The 15037-nt window shown below is 69.9% G+C and carries 12 protein-coding genes; 1 reads left to right on the top strand and 11 read right to left on the bottom strand.

The window, feature by feature from the left end; all coding sequences use genetic code 11:
• Positions 1-141: 141 nt before the first annotated feature.
• Complete coding sequence (locus tag AB0E07_RS14860) at positions 142-786, bottom strand: TetR family transcriptional regulator (protein ID WP_362250573.1); 645 nt, start codon at positions 784-786, stop codon at positions 142-144.
• Between the two features lie 98 nt (positions 787-884).
• Between AB0E07_RS14860 and AB0E07_RS14855 the strand changes: the two genes are divergently transcribed.
• The gene (locus AB0E07_RS14855; protein ID WP_362250570.1) at positions 885-1823 is read left to right on the top strand and encodes an aldo/keto reductase; all 939 of its coding nucleotides are present in this window, start codon (positions 885-887) and stop codon (positions 1821-1823) included.
• Between the two features lie 327 nt (positions 1824-2150).
• On the opposite strand, the gene AB0E07_RS14850 is transcribed toward AB0E07_RS14855, so the two are convergent.
• From AB0E07_RS14850 to AB0E07_RS14805, 10 genes are all read right to left on the bottom strand, one after another.
• Positions 2151-4115 carry a TIGR03960 family B12-binding radical SAM protein gene (locus AB0E07_RS14850; protein WP_362250567.1) on the bottom strand — a complete coding sequence of 655 codons (1965 nt, stop codon included), beginning with the start codon at positions 4113-4115 and terminating at the stop codon, positions 2151-2153.
• An 89-nt stretch (positions 4116-4204) separates the two neighbouring features.
• Entirely contained in the window at positions 4205-5719 is a 1515-nt protein-coding gene (locus AB0E07_RS14845) for a CYTH and CHAD domain-containing protein (protein WP_362250564.1), read from the bottom strand.
• A 90-nt stretch (positions 5720-5809) separates the two neighbouring features.
• A complete protein-coding gene (rodA, locus tag AB0E07_RS14840; protein WP_362250561.1) occupies positions 5810-7009 on the bottom strand; it encodes a rod shape-determining protein RodA in 1200 nt (399 codons plus the stop codon).
• Complete coding sequence (mrdA, locus tag AB0E07_RS14835) at positions 7006-9249, bottom strand: penicillin-binding protein 2 (protein ID WP_362250558.1); 2244 nt, start codon at positions 9247-9249, stop codon at positions 7006-7008. The genes rodA and mrdA overlap by 4 nt, the downstream gene beginning before the upstream one ends.
• A gap of 116 nt (positions 9250-9365) precedes the next feature.
• A complete protein-coding gene (gene mreD, locus AB0E07_RS14830; RefSeq protein ID WP_362250555.1) occupies positions 9366-10046 on the bottom strand; it encodes a rod shape-determining protein MreD in 681 nt (226 codons plus the stop codon).
• A gap of 13 nt (positions 10047-10059) precedes the next feature.
• Positions 10060-11007, bottom strand: coding sequence for a rod shape-determining protein MreC (gene mreC, locus AB0E07_RS14825; protein ID WP_362250552.1), 948 nt, complete (start codon positions 11005-11007; stop codon positions 10060-10062).
• A 143-nt stretch (positions 11008-11150) separates the two neighbouring features.
• A complete protein-coding gene (locus tag AB0E07_RS14820) occupies positions 11151-12170 on the bottom strand; it encodes a rod shape-determining protein (protein WP_004001297.1) in 1020 nt (339 codons plus the stop codon).
• Between the two features lie 266 nt (positions 12171-12436).
• Positions 12437-12850, bottom strand: a complete 414-nt coding sequence (ndk, locus tag AB0E07_RS14815; RefSeq protein ID WP_362250548.1) for a nucleoside-diphosphate kinase — start codon at positions 12848-12850, stop codon at positions 12437-12439.
• Positions 12851-12915: 65 nt separating this feature from the next.
• Positions 12916-13272: a DUF4233 domain-containing protein gene (locus AB0E07_RS14810; protein WP_362250545.1), complete on the bottom strand. Its 357-nt coding sequence runs from the start codon at positions 13270-13272 to the stop codon at positions 12916-12918.
• Between the two features lie 11 nt (positions 13273-13283).
• Positions 13284-14768, bottom strand: coding sequence for a folylpolyglutamate synthase/dihydrofolate synthase family protein (locus tag AB0E07_RS14805; protein WP_362250542.1), 1485 nt, complete (start codon positions 14766-14768; stop codon positions 13284-13286).
• Between the last annotated feature and the right edge of the window lie 269 nt (positions 14769-15037).

The following is a 15037-nucleotide window of genomic DNA, read 5'->3' as shown; positions in this document are numbered from 1 at the left end:
GCCGGTCGGGCCGATTTGGATGCTCGTGTGCATCTGCGGACAGCCAACACCCCGCACCTGCGCCAAGCACTCTCGGCAGCGCTGGAGCGTTCATTCCGGCCTCGCCGGTGATTTCTGCTCGCCGGAGGATCGTGCGCGGCGTCAGGAGTCGATGTCGGCAGCCGAGTACGGGCGGGGGAGGTCGCCGCTCCGCTCGGCAGTCATGGCGGGGAAGAGGCGCTGCACGGCTGCAACGATGGCCGCTCGCCGCGCGGACAGAAAACGCGCACGCTCAATCTCGTCACCGGGCACCAGGTCGGTCTGCCCCGCCCAGGACATGGCCAACTGGTTGACGAACACGAGGATGTCGGCCGGGTCCCATGCCGGGTCGAGGTGCCCGGCCGTCTGTGCCTTCCGCAGTTGCTCGGTCTTGTGACGCACGGTGGCCCGGATCGGATCGTCCGGGGCAGCCGGCCTGCCGTCGCCCAGTTCCAGGCGTCCCCAGTTCATCAGGCGCAGGCGCTCGGGGTGGGCCGTGAAGTAGTCGTGGACCCGTCCGGCGTACCCGGGGAGATCTGTGGGGTCCAGGCGGGTGGCCTCGGCGACTGCGGTCAGCTCGTGGGCGGCGACCGTCGCGTACAGGTCTTCCTTACTGCGGAAGTAGGCGTAGAGGCGTTCCTTGCTGGTGCGTGCCGACTTGGCGATGCGCTCGATCCGGGCTCCGGCGATCCCGTGCCGGGAGAACTCGGCCGTGGCCGCCGTGACGATGCGGTCACGGGCGGAGTCTGCTCCGGTCGAGGGGGTCATGCATTCAATCTACCTGGCCGAACCGTTTGGTTTGCCCGAGGCGCGACCTGGACGTACGGTAAAACCGAACAGTTTGGTTTGGAACGAGGGAGCATCTTGTGGAGACCAGGACACTGGGCACCCAGGGCCTGACCGCGTCGGCGATCGGCTACGGCGCCATGGGCACCGCGGTCGGCTACGGCCCGACGGACGACACCGAGTCGATCGCCGCGATCCGCCGCGCGCACGAACTCGGCGTGACCCACTTCGACACCGCCGAGATGTACGGCTGGGGCGAGGGCGAGAAGCTGCTCGGCAATGCCCTCGCGCCGATCCGCAACGAGGTCACCATCGCGACGAAGTTCGGCCTCACCCCCACCTACGGGCAGGACTCACGGCCCGAGCACATTCGCGAGGTCGTCGACAACAGCCTCCGCAACCTGGGCGTGGACGTCATCGACGTGCTCTACCAGCACTTCCCCGACCCGAACGTCCCGATCGAGGACGTGGTGGGCGTGATGAAGGAGTACGTCGACGCAGGCAAGGTGAAGTACCTCGGCCTGTCCAACGCCGGCGAAGACGTCATTCGCCGCGCACACGCCGTGCACCCGATCTCCGTTCTGCAGAGCGAGTACTCGCTCTTCGCCCGGGAGGTGGAGTCGCTCCTGCCCGTTCTGGAAGAACTCGGCATCGGGTTCGTCGCCTACTCGCCACTCGCCCGCGGGTTCCTCAGCGGAGCCGTCCAGTCCCGCGAGCACTACGCCGCCGACGACTTCCGCCAGCGCATCGCCTGGTGGGACCCGGAGAACTTCGACGCCAACGTCGCCATGACCAGCGAGCTGACCAAGTTCGCCGAGAGCAAGGGCGCCACCCTCTCGCAGTTGGCGCTGGCGTGGCTGCTCGCGCAGAAGGACTACATCGTCCCGATCCCGGGCTCTCGTAACCCCGTCCGCGTCGCTCAGAACATCGCCGCGGCGAACCTCACACTCAACGCCGACGACCTCGCCCACATCGCCGACATCGCCCCCCACGGCGGCAAGGGTGGGCGCCTGAGCTGACGCCCGATCGGCGATGTCTGGGCCACGGTCTACCAAGGCCATGGCCGAAGGCTCAGCGAACGGCAATGAGCCCCCTTCCACTCACGGAAGGGGGCTCATCTTGTCCGTACGGCGCCTCAGCGAGGTCTGAGCGCTCAGACCCACTCCACCTCTGAGTGGATACCCGAGGGCTCCGCGGAGCCCGGCAGAGGTGTGGCCGCAGAGGGCACACACCGGGCCGACGACCGTCGAAGACCTGAAGCCCCGACGGCAGCCAGCACGGCGACCACCTCTTCGTCGCTTGCCTCAGCCAGGACCGCAATCACTCGATCGAGCGCCCCGCCCACCTCAGTGGGAGTGACCGCTCGGCGCCGGCGCCGCGTTCGTGACCGCGAGGGGCAGCAGCTTCTTGCCGGTCGGTCCGATTTGGATGCTCGTGTCCATCTGCGGGCACACCCCGCAGTCGAAGCACGGTGTCCAGCGGCAGTCCTCGACCTCGGTCTCGTCGAGGGCGTCCTGCCAGTCCTCCCAGAGCCAGTCCTTGTCCAGGCCGGAGTCCAGGTGGTCCCAGGGCAGGACCTCCTCGTAGCCGCGCTCGCGGGTGGTGTACCAGTCGACGTCCACGCCGAAGGGGGCCAGCGCCTTGTCCGCGCAGGCCATCCAGCGGTCGTAGGAGAAGTGCTCGCGCCAGCCGTCGAAGCGGCCGCCGTCCTCGTAGACCGCGCGGATGACGGAGCCGATGCGGCGGTCGCCGCGGGAGAGCAGGCCCTCGACGATGCCGGGCTTGCCGTCGTGGTAGCGGAAGCCGATCGAGCGGCCGTACTTCTTGTCGCCGCGGATCTTGTCCCGGAGCTTCTCCAGGCGCGCGTCCGTGTCCTCGGCGGAGAGCTGGGGCGCCCACTGGAAGGGGGTGTGCGGCTTGGGGACGAAACCGCCGATGGAGACCGTGCAGCGGATGTCGCCGGAGCCGGAGACCTCGCGACCCTTGGCGATCACGTTCATCGCCATGTCGGCGATCTGGAGGACGTCGTCGTCGGTCTCGGTGGGCAGGCCGCACATGAAGTACAGCTTCACCTGGCGCCAGCCGTTGCCGTAGGCGGTGGCGACCGTGCGGATCAGGTCCTCCTCCGAGACCATCTTGTTGATGACCTTGCGCATGCGCTCGCTGCCGCCCTCGGGGGCGAAGGTGAGACCGGAGCGGCGGCCGTTGCGGGTCAGCTCGTTGGCGAGGTCGACGTTGAAGGCGTCCACGCGGGTCGAGGGCAGGGAGAGGCCGATCTTGTCCTCTTCGTACCGGTCCGCGAGGCCCTTGGCGATGTCGCCGATCTCGGAGTGGTCGGCGCTGGACAGGGACAGGAGGCCGACCTCCTCGAAGCCGGTCGCCTTCAGGCCCTTGTCGACCATCTCGCCGATGCCGGTGATCGACCGCTCCCGCACCGGGCGGGTGATCATGCCCGCCTGGCAGAAGCGGCAGCCCCGGGTGCAGCCGCGGAAGATCTCCACGGACATGCGCTCGTGGACGGTCTCGGCGAGCGGGACCAGCGGCTGCTTGGGGTAGGGCCACTCGTCGAGGTCCATGACGGTGTGCTTGGAGACCCGCCAGGGCACGCCGGAGCGGTTGGGCACGACGCGGCCGATCCGGCCGTCCGGGAGGTACTCGACGTCGTAGAAGGCCGGGATGTACACCCCGCCCGTCTTCGACAGCCGCAGGAGGACCTCCTCGCGGCCGCCGGGGCGGCCCTCGGCCTTCCACTCCCGGATGATCCTGGTCATGTCCAGGACCGCCTGCTCGCCGTCGCCGATGACGGCGGCGTCGATGAAGTCGGCGATCGGCTCGGGGTTGAAGGCGGCGTGGCCGCCGGCCAGGACGATCGGGTCGTCGACCGTGCGGTCCTTGGACTCCAGCGGGATGCCCGCGAGATCCAGCGCGGTGAGCATGTTGGTGTAGCCGAGTTCGGTGGAGAAGCTCAGGCCGAACACGTCGAACTCGCCGACCGGGCGGTGGCTGTCCACCGTGAACTGCGGGACGTCGTGCTCCCGCATCAGGGCCTCCAGATCCGGCCACACGCTGTAGGTGCGCTCGGCGAGGACGCCCTCCTGCTCGTTGAGGACCTCGTAGAGGATCATGACGCCCTGGTTGGGCAGGCCGACCTCGTAGGCGTCGGGGTACATGAGCGCCCAGCGGACGTCGCAGCTCTCCCACGGCTTGACCGTGGAGTTGAGCTCGCCGCCCACGTACTGGATCGGCTTCTGCACATGCGGGAGCAGGGCTTCGAGCTGCGGGAACACCGACGCAGCGACTTCGGCAGGCATCTCGCGTACCTTCACGGGCTGGACTGAACGGACAGGGGTGACCATTCAGCGTAACCCGATCGCGGGCACCCCCTGACCGCCCGCCGGGTTCAGAGCACCTCGGCGGCGTCCTTGATCCCGTCCCAGAAGCCCGGCAGCTCGGCCTCCACGGTCGCGGCCCGCCGTTCCTCGCGCCCGTACAGCAGCCCGTAGGTGAAGGCGCTCTCCCCGGCCGCGTGCGCCACGGCGGACAGCTCGCGCAGGGTGCCGCGGGCCATCACGCTGTCCTGGTGCTCGCCGAGCAGGGTCTGGAGGGACTTCATGGACTTGACCAGGTCCTTGGCGGGCCGGCCGAGGGCGGGGACGGCGGCCTCCGCCGCGTAGCGGGTGCGCTTGGTCTTCTTGCGCGCCTCGTGGATGGCGATGTCCCGGTCGTCGCCGGGGGTGAGTTCCAGCGCCTCCTCGACCAAGGCGGTGACCTTGCCGAAGTCCTTCCGCACGGCCTTGGGCAGCGCCTTGCCGGGGTCGTCCGCGGCGTCCTTGCGCAGCGGGGGCTCGGCGATCACGGCGTCCAGGGCCTTGAGCAGCGCCAGGTAGCGGTCGGAGTCTAGGACTCCGATCAGTCTGCCGCTCGCCCCGCCGGGGCGGTCCCCGGCCCAGCGGGCGAGCCGCTCCGCGACCGGGCCGGAGACCAGGGCGGTGGGTACCTCGGCGAGGGCCGCGCCGAGTCGTTCGTTGAGCACCTCGCGGTCCCGGTCCACGCCCAGTTCGCCGGCGAGCCACTTCAGCTCGTCGCCGATCGGGTCGGTGACGGCGCGGTCCAGGACTCGGCGGTAGGACTTGAAGGTGCTGCGGGTGCGGCGGGTGGCGACGCGCATGCTGTGGACGGAGTCCTCCACGTCGCGCCGTACGGCCGGGTCGAGTTCCACGATGGCGTCCCGCTGGGCGCGCAGATAGGCGAGGACGTGGTCGCCGGCGGTGACGGGGTCGGCGACGGCCTTCGTCTTCGTCTTCGCCCGGCGCTTGCGCTCGGGGGCGGTCTCGGCGAGGGCCCTGGCCAGTTTGGAGGCCGAGCCGGAGGGGCGTACGCCCGCCTTGCGCAGCCGCTTCTCGACCTTGTCGAGGAAGGCGGGGTCGCCGTCGTCGGCGAGTTCGACCTCGATCTCGCTCCACTGGGCGGCGGCGCCGGTGCCGAGCCGCTCGGCGCGTACGGCGTCCACGGATACCTCGGCGAGCAGGCTTCCGTCGGCGTCGACCAGGTGGCGGACATCGCGGTCGGAGCGGAGGCGGACCAGCGGGACGAGGGCGTGGCCGCGGACGCGGGCGCGGACCAGGCCGCCGAGTTCGTCCGGGAGTGTGTCGGAGAGGGGGGCGCGGATCTCGTCGCGGACACCGGCGGAGACGGGGAGTTTGAGATGCCAGCCCGCGTCGGATCCGCCGGTGCGGCGGCGCAGGGTGATCGAGGCCGCCGCGAGGCGTTCGTCCTCGGTGTCGTAGTAGGTGGCGTCGAGCTGTGCCACACCCTTGTCGATGACGGCCGCGACCCCGGCGACGCCGGTCAGGTCGGGCAGTCCGCTCTCGTCGGACTCGTACTTCCGCTCGATCTCGCGCTTGGTGTCCGCCATGCACCGAATCTAATCGGTGTCATGGCGGTACGACAGGGCTACTGGAGCCAAACCGCAGGGAAACGGGGGTGTCCGGCGGCCGGACACGGCTCAGGCGGACATGGGTCGTTGCACTCGGATCGACTGGAGCAGGCCCACCGCCACCCAGACCGAGAACATCGAGGATCCGCCGTAGGAGACGAACGGCAGGGGCAGACCGGTGACCGGCATGATGCCGAGGGTCATCCCGATGTTCTCGAAGGCCTGGAAGGCGAACCAGGCGACGATTCCGGCCGCGACGATGGTGCCGTACAGCTCGGTCGTCTCCCGGGCGATCCGGCAGGCCCGCCAGAGGAGGACGCCGAGCAGGACGATGATCAGGCCGCCGCCGACGAAGCCCAGCTCCTCCCCCGCCACCGTGAAGACGAAGTCGGTCTGCTGCTCCGGCACGAACTGGCCGGTGGTCTGGGAGCCGTTGAACAGTCCCGAGCCGGTCAGTCCGCCGGAGCCGATGGCGATGCGGGCCTGGTTGGTGTTGTAGCCGACGCCGGCCGGGTCGAGGCTGGGGTTGGCGAAGGCGGCGAAGCGGGCGATCTGGTAGTCGTCCAGGATGTGCAGCTGCCAGACGGCGACGGCGCCGATCGCGCCCGCCGACAGCAGCCCGAACACCCAGCGGTTGGAGGCGCCGGAGGCCAGTAGCACGCCGAGCACGATGACCACCATGACCATGACCGAGCCGAGGTCGGGCATGAGCAGCACGATCATCATGGGGACCGCGGCCAGGCCCAGCGCCTGGAGCACGGTGCGGTGGTCGGGGTAGGGCTTGTCGCCCGCGTCGACCCGGGCGGCGAGCAGCATCGCCATGCCGAGGATGATCGTGACCTTCACGAACTCCGAGGGCTGGAGGGAGAAGCCGCCGCCGAGCACGATCCAGGAGTGGGCGCCGTTGACCGTGGAGCCGAGCGGGGTGAGCACCAGCAGGATCAGGAAGACCGAGGCGCCGTAGAGGACGGGGACCGCGGTGCGCAGGGTGCGGTGGCCGAGCCAGACCGTGCCGATCATCAGCGCGAGGCCGATGCCGGTGTTCAGCAGGTGCCGGAGCAGGAAGTAGTACTGGTCGCCCTGGTTGATCTCGGTGCGGTTGCGGGTGGCGGAGAAGACCAGGATCGAGCCGATCAGGGACAGCGAGAGCGCCGCCAGCAGTATCGGCCAGTCGAGCCGGCGGGCGAGGGAGTCCCGGGCGAACAGGCGGGTCCAGCCGCCCCGATCGGGTCCGTACCCGGAGATGTGGAAGCTGTTGGCGCCAGTCACGTCGTCAGCCTCCTCGCACGCCGTCGGCGGCGGCGTGTCTCACGGTTCTCCGTCGTCGGTGTGGACACCGTCGCGGCCTGCTGCTGCTCGTCCGGCTCGGGTGCGCCCTCCTGGCTGGCGCGCTGGTCCTTCGCCGGGTCCTTGGCGATCTTCGGGGAGACGATCGAGCCGTCGGCCTGGATCTTCGGCAGCGTCTTCTGCGGGGTGGGCAGCAGGGCGTTCTTCTTGTCGATGGTGCCGTCGTCCGCGACGCCGTAGAGGGCGTCGTATATGTTGCGCACGGCCGGGCCGGAGGCCCCGGAGCCCGTACCACCCTGGGAGATCGTCATGACGATCGCGTAGTCCTCGGTGTACGTGGCGAACCAGGAGGTCGTCTGCTTGCCGTAGACCTCGGCGGTACCGGTCTTGGCGTGCATGGGGATCTCGTCCTGCGGCCAGCCGCCGAACCGCCAGGCGGCGGTACCGCGGGTGGCGACGCCTTCGAGGGCGTCGTCCATCTGGGCGAGGGTCTTCTTGCTGACCGGGAGCTTGCCGTGGGCCTTCGGCTCGATCTCGGTGACCTGCTTGCCGTCGGCGCTGACGACGGCCTTGCCGACGGTCGGGTCGTACAGGGTGCCGCCGTTGGAGATGGCGGCGTAGATGGTGGCCATCTGGATGGGGGTCACCAGGGTGTCGCCCTGGCCGATGGAGTAGTTGATCTCGTCACCGGCGCGCATCTTGTTGCCTTCGAGGCAGTTCTCGTACGCGATCTGCTCGACGTAGGAGCCGCCCTTCTTGCCGGTCTTGCACCAGCCGTCCTTGTTGGCCTCCCAGTAGGACTGCTTCCACTCGCGGTCGGGGACCCGGCCGGTGACCTCGTTGGGCAGGTCGATGCCGGTCTCGGCGCCGAGGCCGAACTGGTGGGCGGCCTTGTAGAAGTAGTCCTTCGGCTGGCCCTTCTTGGGGTTGATGCCGCCGTCCTTCTTCCACTCGTTGTGGGCGAGGGAGTAGTAGACGGTGTCGCAGGAGACCTCCAGGGCCCGGCCGAGGTCGATCGAACCGTGGTTCTGGGACTCGAAGTTCTTGAAGACCTGGCCGCCGACGGAGTAGGAGCTGGAGCAGTTGTAGCCGCCGTCGAAGTCGTAGCCCGCCTCCACCGCGGCGGCCGTGGAGACCACCTTGAAGATCGAGCCGGGGGCTGCCTGGCCCTGGGTGGCGCGGTTGAGCAGGGGGTAGTTGGAGGACTTGCCGGTGAGCTTCTTGTAGTCCTTGGCGGAGATGCCGCCGACCCACGCGTTGGGGTCGTAGTCGGGGTTGGACGCCATGGCGACGACCCGGCCGGTCTTGGCCTCCATCACGACGACGGCGCCCGCGTCCGCCTTGTACCGCTCCTGGGTGTTGCGGTCCCATTCCAGGCGGGCGGCCTTCATGGCCTCGTTCAGCTCGTACTCGGCGACGCGCTGGACGCGGGCGTCGATGCTGGTGACGAGGTTGGCGCCGGGCTGGGCGGCGTCCGCCTCGGCCTCGCCGATGACGCGGCCGAGGTTGTCGACCTCGTAGCGGGTGACGCCGGCCTTGCCGCGCAGCTCCTTGTCGTACTGGCGCTCCAGGCCGGAGCGGCCGACCTGGTCGGAGCGCAGGTAGGGCGAGTCGGTGTCCTGGGCCTTGGTGAGCTCCTCGTCGGTGACCGGGGAGAGGTAGCCGAGGACCTGGGCGGTGTTGGAGCCGCCGGGGCCGGCGTAGCGGCGGACGGCCTGCGGTTCCGCGGTGATGCCGGGGAAGTCCTCGGCGCGTTCGCGGATCTGGAGGGCCTGCTTGGCGGTGGCCTCGTCGGTGATGGGGATGGGCTGGTACGGCGAGCCGTTCCAGCAGGGCTGGGGGGTCTCGGCGTCGCAGAGCCGGACCTTCTCCTGCACGTCCTTGGGCTTCATGCCGAGGACGCCGGCGAGCTTGGTGAGGACGGCGACGCCGTCGTCCTTCATCTTCAGCAGTTCGGTGCGGGAGGCGGAGACGACCAGCCGGGTCTCGTTGTCGGCGAGCGGCACGCCGCGCGCGTCGAGGATGGAGCCGCGCACGGCCGGGTCGACGACCTGCTGCACGTGGTTGCCGGAGGCCTCCTTGGCATATTCGGCGCCCTCGCGGATCTGGAGGTACCACAGGCGTCCGCCGAGGGTGCCGAGGAGGGAGAGCACGAGGATCTGGATGACGACGAGTCGGATCTGGACCCGTGGGGTCCGCCCGGTCTCGGGGATGTTGGTCACTGTGGCTGCCGCCCCCTCTCAGTGCGCCGACGTGTGTGCGCGTACGAATGATGAACGGCCGACCTGTGAGGCCGCGTTCCGCCCTGTCGAACCCGTTCGGGTGAACTCGGGGGCGCTCACAGGCGCTTGACCCCCTTGATCCGTCCGGCCCGGGTGGTGCGGGAACGCGCCGCCTTGACCTTCAGTCCGCCCAGTCCGCCGCGCTGGCTGCCGATGCGCAGTCCGGTGCCGCCGGAGAGCCAGCCGCTGGAGATGTCGGACTTCGGGGCCGAGGCACCCGCCTCGGCGAGGGGGTCGTTCTCGGCGCGCCGGGCCAGTGCCATGATCCCGGGGACCACGAAGGGGGCGAGCAGCAGGTCGTAGAGCGCGGCCGTGAACAGCAGGCTCGTCAGGCCCACGTGGCGGGCGGCGGTGTCGCCGACGAGGGCGCCGACCCCGGCGTAGAGCAGGGTGGAGCCGATGGCGGCGGCGACCACGACGAGCATGGGTCCGGTGGCCGACTTCAGCCGGCCGTTCTCCGGCTTGATCAGTCCGGCCAGGTAGCCGATGACGCAGAGCACCAGGGCGTAGCGGCCGGCCGCGTGGTCGGCGGGCGGGGCGAGGTCGGCGAGCAGACCGGCGCCGAAGCCGATCAGGGCGCCGCCGACATGGCCGTAGACCATGGCCAGGCCGAGGACCGTCAGCAGGAGCAGGTCGGGGACGGCGCCGGGCAGATGGAGCCGGGCCAGCACGCTGACCTGGAGCATCAGGGCGACGACGACGAGCGAGGAGGAGAGCAGGATCCGGTTGACGCGCATGGGACTTCAGCTCCTACTGCTCTTCTTGCGGGTACTGGCCGTCGAGGGGCTGGCCGGACGGGGTGACGGTGACCGTCACGGTCGGCGTGGGCTTCGGCTTGGGCTTGTCGGGGAGCACCGTGTCGCGCGGGTCCTTCTGGGGCGCCTCCACGACGACGCCGACGATGTCGAGCTTGGTGAAGCTGACGTACGGCGTGACGTAGAGGGTGCGGGTGAGGTCGCCGCCGGAGGGGTCGACGCGGGAGACCACGCCGACCGGGACGCCGGGCACGAAGGGCCTGTCGGCCTGTGAGCCGAAGGTGACGAGCCGGTCGCCGCGCTTGATCTGGGCCTTGCCGTTGAGCAGTTCGACGCGCAGTGGCCGGTCGCCCTGGCCGGAGGCGAAGCCGAGTTCGTCGTTGCCCTCCATACGGGTGCCGACGGTGAAGTCGGGGTCGTTGGCGAGCAGCACGGTCGCGGTGTTGGGGCCGACCGTGGTGACCCGTCCGACGAGGCCGTCGCCGTTGAGGACGGTCATGTCGCGCCGGAGGCCGTCGTTGGCGCCGGCGTCGATGGTGATGGTCCAGGAGAAGCCCTGGGCCGCTCCTATCGCGATGACCTCGGCGCCCTTGATGCCGTACTGGCCGGCGCCCGCGACCTTCAGCATCTTGTCGAGCTGCCTGAGTCTGCTGCTGTTGCGGTCGTCGCTGCCGAGTCTGGCCTTGAGAGCGGCGTTCTCCTTCTCCAGCGCGGCGATCCGGTCGTGCCGTTCACCGGAGTCGCGGATCGCGGAGACCGCGTTGCCGACGGGGTCGACCGCGGCCGAGACGCCGTTCTCGATCGGGCCGAAGACCGTGGCCGCGGCCTGGCGGGCACCGTCGACCGGCGAGTCCTCCCCACCGCGGATGTCGACCGTGATCAGCGCGAACGCTACGGCGACCAGCAGCACCAGGAGCAGCCGGCTCTCTCGTGTGTCCCTCACGTGCGGCGGCCGTGCCCTTCCTCATAGGAATTCGGGAAGCCCCAGGGAAACCCGAGGGGCTGCTTTTGGGAGCTTATGCCTCTATATCAACGATCCGCCGTACGAGAGGAGATCGTCTCGTACGGCGGAATCGAAGAGTTACGTCATCTGCGCGGCTGGGCGTCCAGGACCTGCTGGAGCGCCTCGAACTCCTCGACGCACTTGCCGGAGCCGAGCGCCACGCTGTCGAGGGGGTCCTCGGCGATGTGGATCGGCATGCCGGTCTCCCGGCGCAGCCGCTCGTCGAGGCCGCGCAGCAGGGCGCCGCCGCCGGTCAGGACGATGCCGCGGTCCATGATGTCGCCGGACAGCTCCGGGGGGCACTTGTCGAGGGTCGTCTTCACCGCGTCCACGATGGCGTTGACGGGTTCCTCGATGGCCTTGCGCACCTCGGCGGCGGAGATGACGACGGTCTTGGGCAGCCCGGAGACGAGGTCCCGGCCGCGGATCTCGGTGTGCTCGTCGGAGTCGAGGTCGTACGCCGAACCGATCGTGATCTTGATCTGCTCGGCCGTGCGCTCACCCAGCAGGAGCGAGTACTCCTTCTTGATGTGCTGGATGATCGCGTTGTCCAGTTCGTCGCCCGCGACGCGGATGGACTGGGCGGTGACGATGCCGCCGAGGGAGATGACCGCGACCTCCGTGGTGCCGCCGCCGATGTCCACCACCATGTTGCCCGTGGCCTCGTGGACCGGCAGGCCGGAACCGATGGCCGCGGCCATGGGCTCCTCGATGATGTGCACCTGGCGGGCGCCGGCCTGGGACGACGCCTCGATGACGGCGCGGCGCTCGACGCCCGTGATGCCCGAGGGCACACAGACGACGACCCGCGGACGGGCGAGGTACCGCCGCTTGTGGATCTTCAGGATGAAGTAGCGGAGCATCCGCTCGGTGATCTCGAAGTCGGCGATCACACCGTCCTTCAGCGGGCGGACGGCAACGATGTTGCCGGGGGTGCGCCCGATCATCTTCTTCGCCTCGGCGCCGACCGCGAGGATGCCACCGGTGTTCGTGTTGATCGCGACGACGGACGGCTCGTTGAGTACGATCCCGCGACCCCTGACGTACACCAGCGTGTTGGCGGTCCCGAGGTCGACAGCCATGTCACGGCCGATGAACGACATTGAGTTCCCCATCAGGATTCGTCTGGCCTTCCCGCTGGCTTTTGAGGGCTTTTCAGGTCGGCGAGGTGGGTGCAGTGACGTGAAGGCTTCCATCGTAGACGCGCCTTCGCGAACACGGCGTGAGGGTCCTTCGCCATTGTCAGCAGATCATGTGCCGGTTCGCTCCTGGAGACGAGCGTTCGGGGTCTCACGTTCCCCCATACGCCCCGCATATGCCAGAAAGTCCGGGGGCTTTGCCCCCGGGCTCTCTCAGCTGCGGCTCTTCCTCAGGCGCGGCCGGGGAAGAAAATCTTCACCTCGCGCTCCGCGGACTCCTCGGAGTCGGAGGCGTGGATGAGGTTCTCACGGACGATCACACCGAAGTCGCCGCGGATGGAACCGGGCGCGGCGGCGATCGGGTCGGTCGGACCGGCGAGCGCGCGCACGCCCTCGATGACCCGCTCGCCCTCGACGATCAGCGCGACGACGGGACCGGAGGCCATGAACTCCACCAGCGGCTCGTAGAAGGGCTTGCCCTTGTGCTCGCCGTAGTGCTGCTCCAGCGTGTCCTGGTCCAGCGTGCGCAGTTCCAGCGCGGTGATCGCCCAGCCCGCCTTGCGCTCGATGCGGCCGATGATCTCGCCGGTCAGGCCACGACGGACGGCGTCGGGCTTGAGCAGGACGAGGGTGCGCTGGGTCACGACGGGCTCCTTGGTGCCTCAGGGTGTGCGGGTAGACGAGGTTACCCGGCGTGTCCGGGCGCCTGTCACGCAGCGTCAGGTGTAGGGGCCTCGGCCTGCGCGGCGAACCTGGCCTTCGCCTCGTCGATCTTCCGGCCGTAGTGCACGGACGCCCACCACAGGGTCGCGAAGGCCAGGCCGAGCACGAACATCGTCGGCACGACGAAGCCGGAGGCGATCAGCAGCACCTGGAGCGCCCAGCCGAGGGCGACGCCGCCGGGCCGGGTGACCATGCCGCACAGCACCAGGGACAGGAACATCCCGATCCCGCTGACCGTCCACACCGTCGTCATGGACAGGTCGGGATCCTTCATGGCGACCAGACCGGCGAAGCCGATCACGAAGAACTCGCCGATCAGGGTCGACGCGCAGAGCGTACGCATGCTTGAAAACCTCAGCCCTTCCCGAGCAGCAGCCGGGCCTCGCCGACCGTGATGACGGAACCCGTCACGAGCACACCGCCACCGGTGAACTCGCCCTCCTCCTCGGCCAGCGTGATCGCGGCCTCCAGCGCGTCCGGCAGCCGCGGCTCGACCTGCACGCGCTCGTCGCCGAACACCTCCACCGCGACGGCGGCCAGTTCGTCGGCGTCCATCGCGCGGTGGCTGGAGTTCTGGGTGACGACGATCTCGGCGAAGATCGGCTCGAAGGCCTCCAGCAGCCCGCGCACGTTCTTGTCGCCGCTGGCCCCGACCACGCCGATCAGCCGGCTGAAGTCGAACGCCTCCTGGACCGCCTCGGCGGCGACCCGGGCGCCCGCGGGGTTGTGCGCGGCGTCCAGCACGACCGTCGGCGACCTGCGGACGACCTCCATCCGGCCGGGCGAGGAGACGGCGGCGAAGGCCTTGCGGACGGTGTCGCCGTCGAGCGGCTCGGCGCGCACCGCGCCGACCCCGAAGAACGCCTCCACCGCGGCCAGCGCCACGGCCGCGTTGTGCGCCTGGTGGGCGCCGTGCAGCGGGAGGTAGACCTCCGGGTACTCGCCGCCCAGGCCGCGCAGGGTGACCAGCTGTCCGCCGACGGCGACCTGCCGGGACACCACGCCGAACTCCAGGCCCTCGCGGGCGACCGTCGCGTCGACCTCCACGGCCTTCTTCAGCAGCACCTGCGCCGCGTCCACCGGCTGCTGGGCCAGGATGACGGTGGCGTCCTGCTTGATGATCCCGGACTTCTCCACGGCGATCTCAGCCGGCGTGGAGCCGAGCCGGTCGGTGTGGTCGAGGTCGATGGGCGTGACGACGGCGACGTCGCCGTCGATGACGTTGGTGGCGTCCCAGGAGCCGCCCATGCCGACCTCGACGACGGCCACGTCCACGGGGGCGTCGGCGAAGGCGGCGTACGCCATGCCGGTCAGCACCTCGAAGAAGGACAGCCGGTACTCCTGCTGGGTGTCGACCATCTCGACGTACGGCTTGATGTCCTGGTACGTCTCGATGAACCGCTCGGCGGAGACGGGGGCGCCGTCCAGGCTGATCCGCTCGGTGACGGACTGGACGTGCGGGCTGGTGTACCGGCCGGTGCGCAGTTCGAAGGCGCCGAGGAGGGCCTCGATCATGCGGGCGGTGGAGGTCTTGCCGTTGGTGCCGGTGATGTGGATCGAGGGGTACGAGCGCTGCGGCTCGCCGAGCACGTCCATCAGCGCGGCGATGCGGCTGACCGAGGGCTCCAGCTTGGTCTCGCCCCAGCGAGTGGCGAGCTCCGCCTCGACCTCGCGCAGCGCCTTGTCGACCTCGGGGTCCTCCGGGCGGGTGGGTACGTCCGCGCTGGGGGCTCCGCCCTGGGTACGGAGGGTGCGGCTGCCGGCCTCGATGACCGCGAGATCGGGGTCGCGGTCGGTCTCTTCCGCGACGATCTCGTCGAAGGGGTCGCTTTCACTCACGGGGTCAGTCTAAGGCGGCGCCTGTGGAAGGGGGCGGCTGGTCCCGGTGGGCGGGTGCGGGTCCGTGGGGGGCGGTCGCGCAGTTCCCCGCGCCCCTGGGGGGTGCCGATGGCCCCCGGTCCTTTGGCGCGGCGAGCGCCTGAGGGAGGGGGCCCGCCGGTCCTGCCGGGCGGGCGCGGGTCCGTCGAGGCCGGTCGCGCAGTTCCCCGCGCCCCTGGGGGTGCCGATGGCCCCCGGTCCTTTGGCGCGGCGAGCGCCTGAGGGAGGGG

Origin of the sequence: Streptomyces sp. NPDC048002 (assembly GCF_040653275.1) — a bacterium.
Taxonomy (GTDB): Bacteria; Actinomycetota; Actinomycetes; order Streptomycetales; family Streptomycetaceae; genus Streptomyces.
The sequence above is the reverse complement of the archived record's forward strand: the minus strand, read 5'-3'. Positions and strand labels throughout refer to the sequence as shown.

Coding starts and splice junctions, on each gene's coding strand:
- AB0E07_RS14820 (WP_004001297.1), bottom strand. CDS start 12,170: ATGTCGTTCATCGGCCGTGACATGGCTGTCGACCTCGGGACCGCCAAC.
- mreD (WP_362250555.1), bottom strand. CDS start 10,046: ATGCGCGTCAACCGGATCCTGCTCTCCTCCTCGCTCGTCGTCGTCGCC.
- AB0E07_RS14860 (WP_362250573.1), bottom strand. CDS start 786: ATGACCCCCTCGACCGGAGCAGACTCCGCCCGTGACCGCATCGTCACG.
- AB0E07_RS14810 (WP_362250545.1), bottom strand. CDS start 13,272: ATGCGTACGCTCTGCGCGTCGACCCTGATCGGCGAGTTCTTCGTGATC.
- AB0E07_RS14845 (WP_362250564.1), bottom strand. CDS start 5,719: ATGGCGGACACCAAGCGCGAGATCGAGCGGAAGTACGAGTCCGACGAG.
- AB0E07_RS14850 (WP_362250567.1), bottom strand. CDS start 4,115: ATGCCTGCCGAAGTCGCTGCGTCGGTGTTCCCGCAGCTCGAAGCCCTG.